Raw genomic sequence first — 17,714 nt, 5'->3', positions numbered from 1 at the left:
GGCGGCCCCGGCCGCCCCTTAACCCATGCCGTCCCGCGCCATGCGGGCGGCGATCCAGTCGCGAAAGGCCGCCAGCGGCTTCAGCCCGGCCTTGCGCGTGGGCCAGGCCAGCCAATAGGCGCCGCTACCCGGCACCCCCTGCCGCAGCACCGGCGCCAGCCGGCCCTCGGCGATCTCGACCTGGGCCAGGTAGTCGGGCAGCAGCGCGATCCCCAGCCCCGAGATCGCCGCCTGGATCATCATCGAGAACTGGTCCATCATCATACCCTCCAGCGGCGCCGGCGGCTCGGCCCCCTGGCCCCGGAACCAGGCCTGCCAGGCATCGGGACGGGTCGGCAATTGCAGCAGCACCATCCCGGCCAGGTCGGCGGGCGCCGTCACCGGCCGCCGCGCCAGCAGGTCGGGCGCGGCGCAGGCGGTCAGCCTTTCGTCGAACAGCTTCAGGTGCTCGGCCCCCGGCCAGTCGTCCCGGCCGTAGAAGATCATCGCGTCGAACGGCTCTTCGTCGAAGCTGAAGCGGCGAAAGCGCGTCGTCAGGTTGATCGACACGCCCGGATGCGCCGACAGGAAATCCGGCAGCCGTGGCGCCAGCCAGCGCGTGGCAAAGGTCGGCAGCACGGCCAGGTCCAGGCTGCCGCCGTCGGGATTGGCGATCAGCGACATGCTGGCGCGCTGGACCAGGTCCAGCGCCGCGGAAATGTCGCGGAAATAGCGCTCGGCCGCTTCGGTCGGGGCCAGGCGCTTCTTGTGGCGGATGAACAGCTCCTGCCCCAGTTGCGCCTCAAGGCTTTGCAGCAGCCGGCTGACCGTGCTTTGCGTCAGCCCCAGGTCCTGCGCCGCGCCCGTGACCGAGCCGGTGCGCATCACCGCGTCGAAGGCCAGCAGCAGGCTGAGGTTCGGAAGAAAGCGCCTTTGCCGCAAGAACATTCATCCCATGCATGAAGTAATGAGGATTATCCATTTTCCGGCCCGGTTTGAAAGCGGTAATGAATGAACCGACAAGCATCAGCGCATGAGGCATCACCGTGACGACGAAATCGCACAAGGGCGGCCCTTTCTTGTGGTCCGACCCGTTCCTGCTCGACGACCAACTGACCGAGGAAGAGCGGATGATCCGCGACAGTGCCGCGGCCTTCGCCGCCGACCGGCTGGCACCGCGCGTCGAGGCCGCCTATCTGAACGAAGAGACCGATCCCGAGATATTCCGCGAAATGGGTGCCTCGGGCCTGCTGGGCGTCGCCGTGGACGAAGCCTATGGCGGCGTCGGTGCCTCTTATGTCGCCTATGGGCTGGTCGCGCGCGAGATCGAGCGCATCGATTCGGGCTATCGTTCGATGGCCTCGGTGCAAAGCTCGCTGGTGATGTTCCCGATCGAGGCCTATGGCAGCGAAGAGCAGAAGCAGAAATACCTGCCGAAACTGGCCTCGGGCGAGTTCATCGGCTGCTTTGGCCTGACCGAGCCGGACGCGGGCTCGGACCCCGCCGGCATGCGCACCGTGGCCCGCAAGACCGGGGGCGGCTATGTGCTGAACGGGTCCAAGATGTGGATCTCGAACGCGCCCATCGCCGATGTCTTCGTGGTCTGGGCCAAGTCCGAGGCGCATGGCGGCAAGGTGCGCGGCTTCGTGCTGGACAAGGGCATGAAGGGGCTTTCGGCGCCGAAGATCGAGGGCAAGCTGTCGCTGCGCGCCTCGATCACCGGCGAGATCGTGATGGAGAATGTCGAGGTCGGCGAGGACGCGCTGCTGCCGAATATCGAGGGCATGGGCGGTCCCTTCGGCTGCCTGAACCGCGCGCGCTACGGCATTTCCTGGGGCGCCATGGGCGCGGCCGAGGATTGCTGGTTCCGCGCACGGGCATACGGGCTGGATCGCCACCAGTTCAACCGCCCGCTGGCCGCGACGCAGCTTTACCAGAAAAAGCTGGCCGACATGCAGACCGAGATCGCCTTGGGCCTGCAAGCCAGCCTGCGGGTCGGGCGGCTTTTCGACGAGGGCAAGTTCGCGCCCGAGATGATTTCCATCGTCAAGCGCAACAATTGCGGCAAGGCGCTGGAGATCGCGCGCCAGGCCCGCGACATGCATGGCGGCAACGGCATCCAGATCGGCTATCACGTCATGCGGCACGCGCAGAATCTGGAAACGGTGAACACCTATGAGGGCACGCATGACGTTCATGCGCTGATCCTGGGCCGGGCGCAGACCGGCATCCAGGCGTTTGCGTGATGGATCAGCCGGCGCTGAAGGGGCTGCGCGTCGTCGAGCTGGCGCGCATCCTGGCCGGCCCGTGGATCGGCCAGACGCTGGCCGATCTGGGCGCCGAGGTCATCAAGGTCGAGGCGCCCGAGGGCGACGACACCCGCCGCTGGGGTCCGCCCTTCATCGAGCGGCCGCGCGCGGACGGGACGACCGAACGGGTCGCGGCCTATTTCCACGCCGCCAACCGCGGCAAGCGCTCCGTCACCTGCGACTTCAACGATCCCGCCGACCTGGAGCGGCTGCGGGCGCTGATCGACCAGGCCGACGTGGTGATCGAGAATTTCAAGCTAGGGGGCCTGCGCAAGTTCGGGCTGGACTACGCGACGCTTTCGGCGCGCAATCCGCGGCTGGTCTATGCCTCGATCACCGGCTTCGGGCAGGACGGGCCGCGCGCGGCGCAGCCGGGCTATGATTTCCTGATCCAGGGCATGTCGGGCATCATGGACCTGACCGGCGATCCGCAGGGCGAGCCGCAGAAGGTCGGCGTGGCCTGGATCGACATCTTCACCGGGCTTTACGGGGTGATCGCCGTGCAGGCGGCACTGGCCGAGCGGGCGCGCTCGGGCCTGGGCCAGCATCTGGACCTGTCGCTGCTGGATTGCGGCGTCGCCGTGCTGGCCAATCAGGCGACGAATTACCTGCTGGGCGGCACGGTGCCGCACCGGCTGGGCAATGCGCACCCGAATATCGTGCCCTATCAGCTTTTCCCCGCCTCGGACGGGCACCTGATCGTCGCCTGCGGCAACGACCGGCAATTCGCCGCGCTTTGCCGGGTGCTGGACCTGCCCGACCTGGCCGTGGCGCCCGACTACGCGACCAACCCGGCACGGGTGGCGAACCGCGTGCAACTGGTGCCGCTCTTGGCCGATGCCACGCGCCGCTTCACCCGGAGCGCGCTGATCGCCGCGCTGGAGGGGGCGGGGGTGCCCGCCGGCCCGGTCAACGACGTGGCCGAGGCCCTGGCCGAACCGCAGGTGCAGGCCCGCGGCCTGCGCATCGCCCCCGAGGGCATCGCCGGGCTGCGCAGCCCGCTGCGCTTCTCACGCAGCCCGCTGGTGACGGATCGCGCCGCCCCGGCGCTTGGCGAGGGCGAATGGCGGTTCCAAGGGTGAGCCCTGGGTGTTTGTTCCGATGATCTGATGGGGCGATTCCCGCCAATGAATGGAGCGGTTCGTCGCAGCCTGCAGCCTTGCCCGCAGGGGCAAGACGCTGAACGGCCTCATGCCATGGGAATGCTTCGGCAAGGACCACACCGATTCATCGGTGATCCGATCCGCCAGATGCAGAAACCGAACGGCTAGCCCTGCCGCCCGGCGCGGCAGGCGGCGCGATAGCTGCTGGGGGTCTGGCCGAACATGGCCCGGAACAGCCGCGAGAATTGCGCCTGGTCGCTGAAGCCGAAGCGATAGGCGATGGCGGCCAGCGACAGGTCGCCCGGCATCTGCAACATGTCCCGCGCCGCCTTCAGCCGCGCCTCGCGGATGAATTGTGCGACCGTCGTCTCGGTATCGCCGAACAGGTCGTGCAGATAGCGTTTCGAGATGCCGCAGGCCGCCGCCACTGTCTGGGGCGACAGGGCCGGATCGGTCAGGTTGCGCAGGATCGTGTCCTGCGCGCGCTTCAGATGCGCGGCGCGGATCACCGTGGCGGCGCCGGCATCGGTCTCCGCCTGCCGGTCCAGGGCCAGCGCCAGCAGCTCGACCAGCTGCCGGCCCAGCACCTCCGAGGCGGCGGGGTCCGCCGGCATGGCATGGGCGCGGCGCACCGTCTCGGCGAACAGCCCGCCCAGCCCCTCGCGCCCGTCGAAGACCGTGGCGCACAGCCGGTCGGGCTGGCGCAGCCTTTCGGCCAGCGCGCCGCGGGCGATCTTCATCACCAACAGGTCGTTGCGCGCCTGATAGGCGAAGCGATAGGGCTCGTCGCCGCGCTCGACGATGAAGCCGCCGGGGGCGCAGGTGATGTCGCGGCCCAGCTGGCGAAACAGCACCGGGGCAAGGCTGGGGATGGTGACCAGGTATTCCTCGGCCTCGCCCTGCCGGATCAGGCCGGGCACCCGTTCATAGCGCGCCGGCTCGGTGCGCAGCCGCGACAGCGACACCCGCCCCATGCCGCGCCGCTCCAGCCGGCCCTGGAAGGTGGCGGGGTCGCGATAGCTCAGGTGCAGCGGGAAATAGGTATCCGCGATGATCGCCGACCAATGCGCCGCGCGCTCGGGCGGGGCGATGGCGGCCGTGCCGTAGCTTTCCAGGGTCATGATGCGCCTCCCCGCATCGCTTGGGCGATTCGTAGCGCGCCGCGAGCAATCGGGCAAAAGAAAACTGGCGCGGCGGGCAGGAGGCTGCGCCGCGGCGGCCGATCCTGCCGCTTGGATCGGCAGGACTGCACCCGGCGACAAGTTTATCCGCACCCAGCGCCAAGACCGGCCGCCGCCCAGGCCGCACCATGGTCCGACCGAAAAGATGCCGCGCCAGGCGGCACGCCGCAGGGAGAAGACCGTGACCAGCCGATTCCCGGCTGCCCTGCCCGTGTGCGCCCATGCGGCCCCAGACAGGGAAAAGCCATGACCAGACCCAAACCCGACCCCATCACGCTTTCGGTGGTGCGCGGCGTGCTGGAGACCACGCAGCGCGAGATGACGCTGACGCTGGAACAGACCGCCCGCAGCTCGGTCTTCAACCTCGCGCATGACTATTCGACCGCGCTCTTCAACCACACGCCCGAGATGATCCTGCAAGGCCAGGACATCCCCATCCACTTGGGCAGCCTGATCCCGGCGATGAAATCGGTGGCGCAGTTCTTCCAGGGCGACATCCACGAGGGCGACCTGATCCTGCACAACGACCCGGCCCATGGCGGCAGCCATATCATCGACACCTGCATGTATTACCCGGTCTTCTACCAGGGCGAGCTGGTGTTCTGGACCGTCTGCAAGGGCCACCTGACCGATATCGGCGGCCCGGTGCCCGCCGGCTACAACCCCAACGCGACCGAGATCTATGCCGAGGGGTTGCGCATCCCGCCGGTCAAGCTCTGGGACCGCGGCAGGCCGCGCCATGACGTGATGAACCTGATCCTGACCAACATGCGCGCCCGCCGCGACCAGGAGGGCGACTTCAACGCCCTGATCGGCGCCTGCCAGGTCGGCGCCCGCAACCTGGTCCGGCTGATGGACAAATACGGCAAGCAGGTGGTGCAGGACTGCATCGCCGAGCTTCTGGACATGGCCGAGGCGCATATGAGAAAGCTCATCGCCCAGGTGCCCGACGGCACCTATACCGGCACGGCGGTGCTCGAGGATGCGGGCCACGGCTTCGGCGACATGGACATCACCGCCACGGTGACGATCCAGGGCGACGGCTGCCACATCGCCATCAGCTCGCCGCCGCAGGTGCCCTATTTCATCAACAGCTACGAAGGCAACAGCCATTCCGGCGTCTACCTGGGGCTGATGATGTTCGCGCAGCTGCCGCCGCCCTATAACGAGGGGCTCTATCGCTGCGTGACCACCGACATGGGGCCCAGGGGCACGCTCTGCAACGCGAAATCCCCGGCGCCGCACATGAACTGCACCACGACGCCGATGGAGACGCTGACCGATGCGGTGCGGCTGGCCTTCGAACAGGCCGCACCCGCCAAGGTCTCGGCCAGCTGGGGCCACGCCAACGGCTGCAACATCGCCGGCTGGGACAAGCGCCATGACGAGGAATACGTGACCATGGTGCTGGCCTCGATCATCTCGGGGGCGGGGGCCACGGCCAGCCAGGACGGCTGGCACGCCTGCGGGCCGGAATGCTGCTTCGGCGCGCTGACCTCGGGCGACATCGAGATGCTGGAGCACAGCTATCCGATCATCATCCACCGCTATTCCCTGATGCAGGATTCGGGCGGCGCCGGCCAGTTCCGCGGCGGCTCGGGCACCTGCTGGGAGGTCGAGCCGCTGGACAGCCCGATGACGCTCGTCACCTTCGGCGAGGGCCGCCGCATCCCGGCCATGGGCGCGGCCGGGGCGAAATCGACGCTGATCCCGCCCAAGGTCGGCCGGCTGGAAGTGACCCGCAATGGCCAGACGCAGGTCATCACCGAAAACGTCATCGAGACCATCCAGCCGGGCGAACGCGCCGCGAACCGCAACCCCGGCGGCGGCGGCTACGGCAACCCCTACCAGCGCCCGGTCGAGAAGGTGGTCGAGGATGTCAGGAACGGCCTCGTCAGCCTGGAGGGGGCGCGGCTCGACTACGGCGTCGTCATCGCCGATGCCGCGACCCTCGCCGTCGATCACGCCGCCACCGCGCGCCTGCGCGCCGCGTAAGGCTTTCTCCGTTTTCCAAATACCCCGCGGGGGTCCGGGGGCGCGAAGCCCCCGGCTCCGGACCCGCGGACCGCAGCCACAGATGGAACCCGCCATGAAACACCAATATCGCCTCGGCATCGACGCCGGCGGCACCTTCACCGATTTCATCCTCGCCGACCGCAAGGGAGAGCTGCGCATCTTCAAGGCGCTCTCCACCCCGCAAGACCCGACGCAGGCCATCCGCAACGGCCTCGCCGTGATCGAGGAAGAGACGGGGATCGCCCCGCGCGAACTGGTCTCGAACGCCGATCTCTGCATCAACGGCACCACGGTCGGGCTCAATGCGCTCATCACCCATACCGGCTCCAAGACCGGCCTGATCGCCACCAAAGGCCACGAGGACAGCATCGAGATCCGCCTCGGCCACAAGGAGGACGGCTATCGCTACGACCCGGACTATCCGCCCGCAACCATGCTGGTGCCGCGCTACCTGCGGCGCGGGATCAGCGAGCGGGTGATCTCGACCGGCGCCGTCCACACCCCGCTGGACGAAGACGAGCTGCGCGAGGCCTGCCGGCATTTCCTGCGCGAAGGCGTGCAGTCGGTCGCGATCAGCTTCGTCTGGTCCGTGCTGCATCCCGATCACGAATTGCGCGCCGCGCAGATCGTGCGCGAGATGATGCCGGGCGTGCCGCTGACCGTCGGTAGCCAGCTCTATCCGCAGCTGCGCGAATACACCCGCACCTCGACCGCGGTGGTGAACGCCTATCTGGCGCCGATCCTGTCGCGCTACGTGCAGGCGGTGGACGGCTATTTCCAAAGCCTCGGCGCGCGCCAGCCGGTGCGCTATTTCCAGTCGAACGGCGGGCTGGCGCTGGGCTCGGTGGTCTCGGACCGTTCGGTCTATGCGATCAACTCGGGCCCGGCCTCGGCGCCGCGGGCGGCGCTTTACCTGGGCGAGCCCTACGGCCTGAAGGACATCATCACCGTCGACATGGGCGGCACCAGCTTCGACATCACCCTGACCCGCGACGGCCAGGCCAATGTCTCGAAGAACATCGACTTCCTGCGCTATCGCATCGGCATCCCGATGATCCAGGTCGAGACCCTGGGCGCGGGCGGCGGCTCGATCGGCTGGATCGACTCGATGGGGCTGATGCAGATGGGGCCGCAATCTGCGGGGTCCGAGCCCGGCCCGGCCTGCTACGGCAAGGGCGGCGAGATGCCGACCACGACCGACGCCAACCTGGTGCTGGGCTACCTGAACCCGCAGGGGCTGGTCGGCGGCCGCCTGCCGCTCGGCGTCGAAAAGGCACGCGAGGCGATCCGCAAGCACCTGGCCGAGCCCCTGGGCATCAGCGTCGAGACGGCCGCCTACGGCATGTTCACCATCGTCAACAACAACATGGTGAACGCGATCCGCCGCGTCTCGGTCGAGCGTGGCTACGACCCGCGCGACTTCGTGCTGAATTGCGCGGGCGGCGCGACCGGCGCGCATATCACCGCGCTCGCCCGCGAGATGGGAATCGGCAAGGTGCTGGTCTCCAAGCTCGCCTCGGGGCTTTGCGCCTTCGGCCAGATCATCTCGGACGTGAAATACAACTACATGGCCCCCATCGCCGCGCGGCTGGAAGGGGCCGAGGCGGCCAAGCGCCTGGACCAGACCTTCGCCCGGCTGGAAGACAGGGGCCGGGCCGAGCTGATGGCCGACGATTTCGCCCCCGACCGGATCGGTATCCGCCGCAGCCTCGACATGCGCTATGTCGGGCAGGTGCATGAATGCACGGTCAGCGTCGATCCCTTCCCGATCGACGAGGCGGCCCTGGACCGGCTCAAGGCCGCCTTCCACGCCCGCCACGAGGAGCTTTACACCTATGCCGAGCCGCACAGCCCGGTCGAGGTGGTGAACGTGGAAAGCGCCGTCTCGGGCGCGGTCGAGCGTCCGGCGCGGATGTGCATCGCGCAGGGTGCAGGCGCCCATGCGGCGCTGTCGGGCACGCGCGAGATGATCTTCGACGCCTCGGGCCGCAAGCACGAAACCCCGGTCTATGACGGCGCCAAGCTGGGCGCGGGCGATGTCGTCACCGGCCCGGCGGTCATCCAGGAGGTGACGACCACCATCGTCATCGAGCCGGGCTGGGTCGCGGAACTGGACGGCAACGGCGTCTATGTCGTGACCGCGACCAGCGGCGCGGCGCAGGCGCACAAGCAGGCCAGGGCGCTGGCCGAGGCCTGACCCCAAGGCCGGGCCCAAGGCCGGGCGGGGCCGCGCAAGGCCCCGCCCATCCCCATCCAATCACAAAAATCATGCAGGGAGCTTCAGCCATGGCTGGATCTTTGGACAATTCGGAAGAACTGGAATTTTCGGACCGGCCGGTGCCGCGCGACCAGCGCATGGGCCGGCTGCCCCTGACCATGGCCTGGTGGTCGGTCTGCTCGGCCATGTTCTATCTCGTCATCGCCGCCTCGCTGGCGCTGGCCTATGGGGCGCGCAACGCCATCATCGGGCTGGTGCTGTCGGTCATCGCCTATGCGGCGGTGAACGCGGTGCTGGTGCGGCACGCGATCCGCACCGGGCTCAGCGTATCGCTGTTCTCGCGCATCCTGCTGGGCCGCAGCGGGGCGGCGGTGGCGACGCTGATCTTCTTTGCCACCGCGATCTATTACGCGGTGTTCGAGGGCTCGGTGATCGCCGTCGCCCTGCGCGAATATGCCGGCATCTCCTATCCGCTGGCGGCGCTGGTGGTGGCGGTCTATTCGGTGGCGCTGATCTTTGGCTCGATCCAGAACTGGCTGGACAAGTTCAACGGCGTGCTTCTGCCCTTCTACCTGCTGGGGCTGGTCGCGGCGGTGGCGCTGGCGGTGGCGGAATACGGCTATTCGGACGCCTGGCTGAACCTTGGGCCACAGGGCGGCGCGCCCGCCGGCGGCTGGTGGGATTGCTTCGTCGCCTATATGGGCGTCTGGATCCTGATGATGTTCACCTATGACTATGCCCGCTTCGGCCGGTCCGAGGACGCGCGTTTCCACGCCACCATCAACTTCGGCGCGCCCTTCTATGCCGTGGCCTTCCTGCTCAACGGGCTGGTCGGCATCTTCCTGGCCGCCAGCCTGCCGACCGAGGGCGGGGTTTCCGAGGTCTCGGTCGTCTTCGCGCTGGTGCAGCTGATGGGCGTGGGGGGCCTCGCCTTCGTCTGGATCTCGCAGACCCGGATCAATACCGCGAACTATTACCTCGCCGCGGTGAACATGGAGAGCTTTGCCCAGACCGTCTTTCGCCTGCACCTGCCGAAATGGGTCTGGGCCTGCGTGGTCGGCGCCGTTACCTATGCGCTGATGCTGGCCGATGTCTTTGCCTATATCCTGCAGGCGCTGGCCTATCAGGGCATCTTCGTCGTGGCCTGGGTCGGCATCGCGCTGGTCCATATCGCGACGGATCGCGGCGCCGGCGACGCCGATCTGGCGCAGGCGCGCGCGGTCAACCCGGCGGGGCTGGGGGCCTGGCTTCTGGCCTCGGGCGCGGGGTTGGCGCTGCATTTCGCCGGCGGCACGGCGGCCTCGCTTTCGGCGCCGGCGACCTTCCTGGTCGCGGCGGCAGGCTATGCGGCGCTGGCGGGCCGGGCGGCGCCGCGCCGGGCGCTGTCCTGACCCCTGGCGCAAGGCCGGTTGCGCGCAGCCGGCCTTGCTGTCAGATTCCGCCGCGGAGGAAGGAAGGGGGCGGAGCCATGCCTTGGATGCACGGGTCCAGATGCGGATAGGGCCGGCCTTGCGCAAGCCGGTTGCGGGCTGCTGGCCGCTGGCGCTGTGCCTGGCCTGCGTGGCGGCGGTCCTGTGGCTGGGGGCGCAGCTGGCGCATCAGCATTACTTCCGCGAAGGCCACGCCCGCGCCACCACCGCGCTGCGGCTGACGGTGAACGCGCTCAACGCCGACCTGGCGCGCTACGAGGTGGTGCCGCAACTGGTCGCCGACCTGGACCTGATCCGCCAGCTTGCCGCCGATCCCGGCAATGCCGCGCTGCGCCGGCAGACGAACCGCTGGCTGGCCGAGCAGAACGAGGCGGTGCAGGCCTCGGACATCTACCTGATCCTGCCCGATGGCGAGACCATCGCCCATTCCGGCTACCTGGGCCCGGCCAGCTTCGTCGGGCAGAACTTCAGCTACCGGCCCTATGTCATCGACGCCATGGCGGGCGGGCAGGGGCGGTTCTACGGCATCGGCACCACCTCGGGGGTGCGGGGCTATTTCTTCTCGGCCCCGGTCGAGGACGATGCCGGCCGGATCAGCGCCGTCGTCGCGGTCAAGATCGGCGTCGACCGGATCGAGGCCTCCTGGCGCGGCAACCAGTATCGCGTGCTGGTGACCGACCCCGAGGGCACGGCCTTCCTGTCCTCGGAGCCGAGCTGGCTTTACCACAGCATCCGGCCGCTGACGCCCGAGCGGCTGGCGCGCACCGAATCCTCGCGCCGCTATGCCGGCACGCCGCTGGCCGAATTGCCGATGCAGCGGCTGGCGCTGCATGGCGCGCCGGTGTTCCGCCTGCCGCCCGCGCTTGGCGGCGAGGAGGCGCGCAGCCACGACTATATCGCCGCCTCCGAGGACATGCCGGGGGCGGGCTGGACCGTGCATGTGCTGCTGGACAGCGCCGACTTGAGGGCCGAGGCGCGGCTGGCGGTGCTGAGCCTGGCGCTGCTGATCGCCGTCGCCGGCATCGGGCTGATGATGTGGCGCCAGCGCCGGGCGCGGATCGCCGACCGCCTGGCCGCCACCGCCGAGCTGGAGCGCCGCGTGGTCGAGCGCACCGCCGACCTGGCGCGGGTCAACAGCCAGCTGGAGCAGGAGATCGCCGAGCGCCGCGCCACCGAGGCCGAGCTGCGCGCCGCCCAGGCCAGCCTGGTGCAGGTCGGCAAGCTGGCGGCGCTGGGGCAGATGTCGGCCTCGCTCTCGCACGAGATCAACCAGCCGCTGGCGGCGGCGCGCAACTATGCCGACAGCGCCGCCATCCTGATCGAGCGCGGCGACCTGGCCCGCGCGCGCGAAAACATCGCCCAGATCCTGGCGCTGGTGGACCGCATGGCCGCCATCGGCAAGCACCTGCGCCATGCCGCGCGAAAGCCCGACGACCGGCTGGGCGCGGTGGCGCTGGCCGGGCTGCTGGACGAGACCCGCACCATCGTCGCCGCCCGGCTGGCCAGCAGCGGCGCGGTGCTGGAGCTGGACGTGCCGCCCGACCTGCCGCCGCTGCGGGCGGGGCCGACGCGCCTGCAGCAGGTGCTGGTGAACCTGATCACCAATGCCGCCGATGCGGTCGAGGGCGGGGCGGACCGCCGCATCACGCTGTCGGCGCGGGCCGAGGCGGGCCGTATCGCCATCCGGGTGCGCGACCGCGGCCCCGGTGTGCCCGCGGCCATCGCCGCGCGCATCTTCGACCCGTTCTTCACCACCAAGGGCATGGGGGCGGGGCTGGGCCTGGGCCTGTCGATCACCGCCAATATCGTGCGCGATTTCGGCGGCGAGATCGCCTGCCGCAACATGGACCCCGGCGCCGAGTTCTGCGTGACCCTGCCCGCCGCCGCGGCTGCCGAGGCCGCCGCATGACCCGGCGCGTGCTTCTGGTCGAGGATGACGAGCAGATGCGCAGCTCGACCGCCCAGGCGCTGGAACTGGCGGGTTTCGCCGTCGAGCCGCTGGCCTCGGGCGAGGAGGCGCTGGCGCTGGCCGGGCCGGGCTTTGCCGGCGCGGTGGTCAGCGACATCCGCATGCCGGGCATGGACGGCATGACCCTGCTGGGCCGGCTGCACGAGGTCGATCCCGAGATCCCGGTGATCCTGGTCACCGGCCATGCCGAGGTGCCGCTGGCGGTCGAGGCGATCCGCGGCGGCGCCTATGACTTCATCGAAAAGCCCTTCGTGGTGCAGGAACTGGCCACGGTGATCCGCCGCGCCATCGACCATCGCGGGCTGGTGCTGGAAAACCGCCGCCTGCGCGCCGTCGCCGGCAAGCGCGACGATGTCGAGGCGCGGCTGCCCGGCCGCACCCAGGTCATGGTCGACCTGCGCTATCGGCTGCGCGCCATCGGCGCCTCGGACGCCGATGCGCTGGTGATCGGCCCGACCGGCGCCGGCAAGGAGGTGGTGGCGCGCACGCTGCACGACATCTCGGCCCGCGCCGGGCGGCCCTTCATCGCCATCAACTGCGCCGCCCTGCCCGAGGCGCTGATCGAATCCGAGCTGTTCGGCCACGAGGCCGGCGCCTTTCCCGGCGCGCTGCGCCCGCGCTATGGCAAGTTCGAACATGCGCGCGGCGGCACGGTGCTGCTGGACGAGATCGGCTCGATGCCGCTGGAATTGCAGGCCAAGCTGCTGCGGGTGCTGCAGGAACGCACGATCACCCGGCTCGGCTCGAACGACCCGGTGGCGCTGGACGTGCGCTTCATCGCCGTCAGCAAGGCCGATCTGGAGGGGCTGGTCGCGCAGGGCCGCTTTCGCGAGGATCTGTTCTGGCGGCTGAATGTCGCCGTGCTGCACGTCCCGCCGCTTTCCGCCCGGCGCGAGGACATTCCGCTGCTGTTCCTGCAGCTCCTGCGCGAGGCCGCCGCCCGCCACAACCTGCCCGAGCGCCAGGCCCCCGCCGCCTTCCTGTCCGGCCTGGCCGCGCGGGAATGGCCGGGCAACGTGCGCGAATTGCGCAACCTGGCCGAGCGTTTCGTGCTGGGGCTGGAAGGGGTTGAGCTTGGCCCGGTGCAGGGCGCGCGCCTGGCCGACCGCGTGGCCGCCTTCGAGCGCAGCCTGATCGCCGGCGCCATCGCCGCCCATGACGGCAAGCTGCGCCCGGTCTACGAGACGCTGGGGATCTCGCGCAAGACGCTCTACGAGAAGATGCAGAAATACGGGCTAGACCGCCGGCTGATCCTGGATGCGCCCGAGGACGAGACGGGCTGAGCGAAAAATGGGTGGAAATCCACCCATTCCTGCCGGGCGATGTTCCCCTTTCCACCCATTTCCGGCGCATTGCGGCAATATGCGCCGCATGGGCTGCGTTTTTGATTTGTGCCGCGGTCCGGCCCGCCGCAGGCTTCACCCGGTGGCCGCGCCGGGCAAGGCGCCGGCCGGAATATCCTTGGGGAGGGAACATGGCTTATCCGAAGCTTCTGGGCGCGCTTTGCGCCGCGACATTGCTGGCCGCGCCGGCCTTTGCGCAGGACTGGCCGCACCGCCAGATCACCATGGTCGTGCCGTTCTCGGCTGGCGGTCCGACCGATACGGTCGCGCGCATGGTGGCCGAGCGCATGTCGGCCGACCTGGGCCAGCAGATCATCGTCGAGAATATCGGCGGCGCCGGCGGCACCCTGGGCGCGGCCAATGTCGCCAAGGCCGATCCGGACGGCTATACGGTGCTTTTGCACCATATCGGCATGGCGACCTCGGCCACGCTTTACCGCAACCTGGCCTATGACACGCTGAACGCCTTCGAATATGTCGGGCTGGTGACCGAGGTGCCGATGGTGGTGACGGCGCGCAAGGATTTCGAGCCGGCCGATTTCACCGCCTTCAAGGACTACGTCAAGGCCAATGCCGACCAGCTGACGCTGGCCAATGCCGGCATCGGCGCGGCCAGCCACCTGTGCGGCATGCTGCTGATGCAGGCGCTGGAGGCGCCCTTGGTGACGGTGCCCTACAAGGGCACCGGTCCGGCGATGACCGACCTGCTGGGCGGGCAGACCGACATCATGTGCGACCAGACCACCAACACCACCCAGCAGATCAAGGGCGGCACGATCAAGGCCTATGCCGTGACCTCGCCCGAGCGGCTGGAGCTGTTCCCCGACCTGCCCACCGCCAAGGAAGGCGGGGTCGAGACGATGGAATTCGGCATCTGGCACGGCATCTATGCCCCCAAGGGCACGCCGGCCGAAGTGACCGAGCGGCTGTCGCAGGCCCTGCAGGTCGCGCTGGCCGACGAGGGCGTCGCCAAGGCGATGGCCGACCTGGGCACCGCGCCCGAGCCGGCGGAAAACGCCACGCCGGCCGCGCTCAAGGCCAAGCTGGAATCCGAGATCGCCCGCTGGAAGCCGGTGATCGAGGCCGCCGGCGTCTATGCCGACTGAAACGGAAAGCGGCCCCGTCCCTTGCGGCGGGGCCCGTCACTCGGGGGGAGGAACGCATGTCCGCAAAACCCAAGGATACCACCGACATCGTCGCCGGGCTTTCGATGATGGCGGCGGCGGCATTCTTCGGCTGGCACACGGCCGGGCTGGAAATCGGCACTTCGCTGCGGATGGGGCCGGGATATTTCCCGATGGTCCTGTCCGGCCTTCTGTTCGTTCTGGGGCTGATCATCCTGCTGAGATCCTTCGGGCGCGAGGATGACGAGCCCTTCGGCAAGGTCGCCTGGCGCGGGCTGCTGTTCATCCTGCCGGCGCCGATCTTCTTTGGCCTGACGGTGCGCGGCCTCGGCTTCGTGCCGGCGCTGTTCTTCACCACGCTGATCGCCTCGCAGGCCTCGATGCGCATGCGGCCGCTGGCGGCGCTGATCCTGGCGGTGGCGGTGACGATCCTGTCCACGCTGATCTTCAGCTACGGCCTTGGCCTGCCCTTCCGGCGCTTCGGCCCCTGGCTGGGCATGTGAGGGCGCGATGGAACTTTTCAGCAATCTCGCCCTTGGCTTTTCGGTCGCCTCCTCGCTGGAGAACCTGGCCTTCTGCCTGATCGGGGTGCTGCTCGGCACGCTGATCGGCGTGCTGCCCGGCATCGGCGCCACGGCGACCATCGCCATGCTCTTGCCGATCACCTTCCAGCTGGAGCCCGTCAGCTCGCTCATCATGCTGGCCGGCATCTATTACGGCGCGCAATACGGCGGCTCGACCACGGCGATCCTGATCAACATGCCGGGCGAAAGCTCGTCGGCCGTCACCGCCATCGACGGCTACCAGATGGCCCGCAAGGGCAAGGCCGGCACTGCGCTGGCGCTGGCGGCGCTGGGGTCGTTCTTCGCCGGCTCGGTCTCGACCTTCCTGGTGGCGCTGTTCGCCCCGCCGCTGACCGCGGTGGCGCTGAAATTCGGCGCGGCCGAGTATTTCAGCCTGATGGTGCTGGGCCTGGTGATGTCGGTGGCGCTGGCGCATGGCTCGGTTCTCAAGGCGCTGGCCATGGTGGTGCTGGGCCTGCTTCTGGGCATGGTCGGCACCGACATCTATACCGGCGCGCCGCGCTTCACCCTGGGGATCACGCAATTCGCCGACGGGCTGAACTTCGTCGCCGTCGCCGTGGGGGTCTTCGGCATCGCCGAGATCCTGCGCAACCTCGAGGACGAGCATGACCGCCAGGTCATGACCAAGAACATCAACCGGCTGTTCCCGACGCGCGAGGAGCTGCGCCAGATGATCGGCCCCGTCCTGCGCGGCACCGGCATCGGCTCGATCCTGGGCATCCTGCCGGGGGGCGGGGCGATCCTGGCCAGTTTCGCCAGCTACACGATCGAGAAGAAGGTCTCCCGCCACCCCGAGGAGTTCGGCAAGGGCGCGCTGGCCGGCGTCGCCGGGCCGGAGAGCGCCAACAATGCCGGGGCGCAGACCAGCTTCATCCCGCTCTTGACGCTGGGGATTCCGGCGAACCCGGTGATGGCGCTGATGATCGGCGCCATGATCATCCAGGGCATCGTGCCGGGGCCGAACGTGGTCAGCGAACAGCCCGCGCTGTTCTGGGGCATCGTGGCCAGCATGTGGATCGGCAACCTGATGCTGGTGGTGCTGAACCTGCCGCTGATCGGGCTGTGGGTCAAGCTGCTGAGCGTGCCCTATTACGTGCTGTTCCCGATCATCATGGCCATGTGCTCGATCGGGGTCTATTCGGTGAACTCGAACAGCTACGACCTGTTCGCTGTCGCCTTCTTCGGCCTGCTTGGCTATGTCATGTCCAAGCTGCGCTGCGAGCCGGCGCCGCTGCTGCTGGGCTTTGTCCTGGGCCCGCTGCTGGAGGAAAACCTGCGCCGGGCGATGATCCTGTCGCGCGGCGATCCCACGACCTTCCTGACCCGCCCGATCAGCGCCACCCTGCTGGTGATGTCGCTGATCGTTCTGGTGCTGGTCTTCATGCCGCAGATCCGCAAGCGCCGGGACGAGGTCTTTACCGAAAGCGACGCCTGAACATTCAACTGGGAGGAAACCATGACCGCATCCATCACCCGCCGCCTGCTGCTGGGCGCCGCCATGGCGCTTGGCCTGGCCGGCGCCGCCGCCGCCGAATACCCGGATCGCCCGATCACCCTGGTCATCCCCTTTGCCGCCGGCGGCTCGACCGACGTGGTCGGGCGCATCGTCGCCGAACGGATGAGCCAGGAGCTGGGCCAGCAGGTCATCGTGCAGAACGTCGGCGGCGCCGGCGGCAGCCTGGGCGCGGGCCAGGTCGCCAAGGCCGATCCCGACGGCTACACGATCCTGATGGCCACCGTCGCCACCCATGCGCTGAACCCGCTGATCCTGAAGCAAAAACCCTACGACCCGGTCGCGGATTTCGCGCCGGTGTCGCTGTTGGTGCTGGTGCCGAACGTGCTGGCGGTGAACCCGGAGCTGCCGGTGAACACGGTGCAGGAACTGATCGACCTCGCCAAGGCCGAGCCGCTGGCCTATGCCTCGTCAGGCAACGGCACGCCGCTGCACCTGTCGGGCGAGCTGTTCAAGGCCATGGCCGGGGTGGACATCACCCATATCCCCTACAAGGGCTCGGGCCCGGCGCTGACCGACGTTCTGGGCAACCAGGTGCCGATCATCTTCGACAACCTGCCCTCGGCCTCGGGGCATATCGCCTCGGGCAAGCTGCGGGCGCTTGGCGTGACCACCGCCGAACGCGCGCCCAGCTTCCCCGACATCCCGGCCATCGCCGAGACCCTGCCGGGATACGAAACCTATACCTGGAACGCGCTTTTCGCCCCCGCCGGCACGCCGCCCGAGGCGGTCGAGGCGCTGAACAAGGCCGCGCTGGCCGCCATGGCCGACCCGGCGGTGGCCGAGCGGATGAAGGAGTTCTCGGCCACCATCGTCGCCTCGACCCCCGAGGAGCTGGCCGAGCATGTCAAGGCCGAGATGGCGAAATGGGAGCCGGTGGTCCGCGACGCCAATGTCAGCCTGGACTGAGCGGGGATAAAAGGGCCGGAACCCGGCCCTTTCGCC

13 protein-coding genes are annotated in these 17,714 nt (G+C 68.9%); 11 read left to right on the top strand and 2 right to left on the bottom strand.

The features are described 5' to 3' along the window. Positions 1-18: 18 nt before the first annotated feature. Positions 19-921, bottom strand: coding sequence for a LysR family transcriptional regulator (locus E3U26_RS23105; RefSeq protein WP_499107531.1), 903 nt, complete (start codon positions 919-921; stop codon positions 19-21). Between the two features lie 104 nt (positions 922-1,025). Here E3U26_RS23105 and E3U26_RS23100 point away from each other — a divergent pair, with 104 nt between their 5' ends. Together E3U26_RS23100 and E3U26_RS23095 are read left to right on the top strand one after the other, a co-directional pair. Continuing rightward, positions 1,026-2,225 carry an acyl-CoA dehydrogenase gene (locus E3U26_RS23100; protein ID WP_499106789.1) on the top strand — a complete coding sequence of 400 codons (1,200 nt, stop codon included), beginning with the start codon at positions 1,026-1,028 and terminating at the stop codon, positions 2,223-2,225. Beyond that, positions 2,225-3,370: a CaiB/BaiF CoA transferase family protein gene (locus tag E3U26_RS23095; RefSeq protein ID WP_499106788.1), complete on the top strand. Its 1,146-nt coding sequence runs from the start codon at positions 2,225-2,227 to the stop codon at positions 3,368-3,370. Before E3U26_RS23100 ends, E3U26_RS23095 begins: the two co-directional genes overlap by 1 nt. Positions 3,371-3,555: 185 nt before the next feature. Here the strand turns inward: E3U26_RS23095 and E3U26_RS23090 are convergent, their stop codons facing one another. Then, positions 3,556-4,512: an AraC-like ligand-binding domain-containing protein gene (locus E3U26_RS23090; protein WP_116220680.1), complete on the bottom strand. Its 957-nt coding sequence runs from the start codon at positions 4,510-4,512 to the stop codon at positions 3,556-3,558. Positions 4,513-4,818: 306 nt separating this feature from the next. On the opposite strand from E3U26_RS23090, the gene capB reads away from it, so the two are divergent. The 9 genes from capB to E3U26_RS23045 all read left to right on the top strand — a co-directional run bounded on the left by capB (position 4,819) and on the right by E3U26_RS23045 (position 17,678). Continuing rightward, on the top strand, positions 4,819-6,567 hold the full coding sequence (gene capB, locus E3U26_RS23085) for a caprolactamase subunit beta (RefSeq protein WP_036753335.1): 1,749 nt from the start codon (positions 4,819-4,821) through the stop codon (positions 6,565-6,567). 94 nt (positions 6,568-6,661) lie between these two features. Then, positions 6,662-8,785: a caprolactamase subunit alpha gene (capA, locus tag E3U26_RS23080; protein WP_499106786.1), complete on the top strand. Its 2,124-nt coding sequence runs from the start codon at positions 6,662-6,664 to the stop codon at positions 8,783-8,785. An 89-nt stretch (positions 8,786-8,874) separates the two neighbouring features. Then, on the top strand, positions 8,875-10,197 hold the full coding sequence (locus E3U26_RS23075; RefSeq protein ID WP_449045825.1) for a purine-cytosine permease family protein: 1,323 nt from the start codon (positions 8,875-8,877) through the stop codon (positions 10,195-10,197). A gap of 118 nt (positions 10,198-10,315) precedes the next feature. After that, complete coding sequence (locus E3U26_RS23070) at positions 10,316-12,145, top strand: sensor histidine kinase (protein ID WP_499106783.1); 1,830 nt, start codon at positions 10,316-10,318, stop codon at positions 12,143-12,145. Then, a complete protein-coding gene (locus E3U26_RS23065; protein WP_036753328.1) occupies positions 12,142-13,488 on the top strand; it encodes a sigma-54-dependent transcriptional regulator in 1,347 nt (448 codons plus the stop codon). Before E3U26_RS23070 ends, E3U26_RS23065 begins: the two co-directional genes overlap by 4 nt. A gap of 191 nt (positions 13,489-13,679) precedes the next feature. Beyond that, positions 13,680-14,654: a type 2 periplasmic-binding domain-containing protein gene (locus tag E3U26_RS23060; protein WP_499106781.1), complete on the top strand. Its 975-nt coding sequence runs from the start codon at positions 13,680-13,682 to the stop codon at positions 14,652-14,654. A gap of 56 nt (positions 14,655-14,710) precedes the next feature. Next, positions 14,711-15,175 (top strand): tripartite tricarboxylate transporter TctB family protein, encoded by a 465-nt coding sequence (locus tag E3U26_RS23055; RefSeq protein WP_036753322.1) that lies wholly within the window; start codon positions 14,711-14,713, stop codon positions 15,173-15,175. 7 nt (positions 15,176-15,182) lie between these two features. Beyond that, complete coding sequence (locus tag E3U26_RS23050; protein WP_036753319.1) at positions 15,183-16,691, top strand: tripartite tricarboxylate transporter permease; 1,509 nt, start codon at positions 15,183-15,185, stop codon at positions 16,689-16,691. A gap of 21 nt (positions 16,692-16,712) precedes the next feature. Next, a complete protein-coding gene (locus E3U26_RS23045; protein WP_072462223.1) occupies positions 16,713-17,678 on the top strand; it encodes a Bug family tripartite tricarboxylate transporter substrate binding protein in 966 nt (321 codons plus the stop codon). The last annotated feature ends 36 nt before the right edge of the window (positions 17,679-17,714 follow it).

Source organism: Paracoccus ferrooxidans (assembly GCF_029909815.1).
Lineage (GTDB): Bacteria > Pseudomonadota > Alphaproteobacteria > Rhodobacterales > Rhodobacteraceae > Paracoccus > Paracoccus versutus.
The sequence above is the reverse complement of the archived record's forward strand: the minus strand, read 5'-3'. Positions and strand labels throughout refer to the sequence as shown.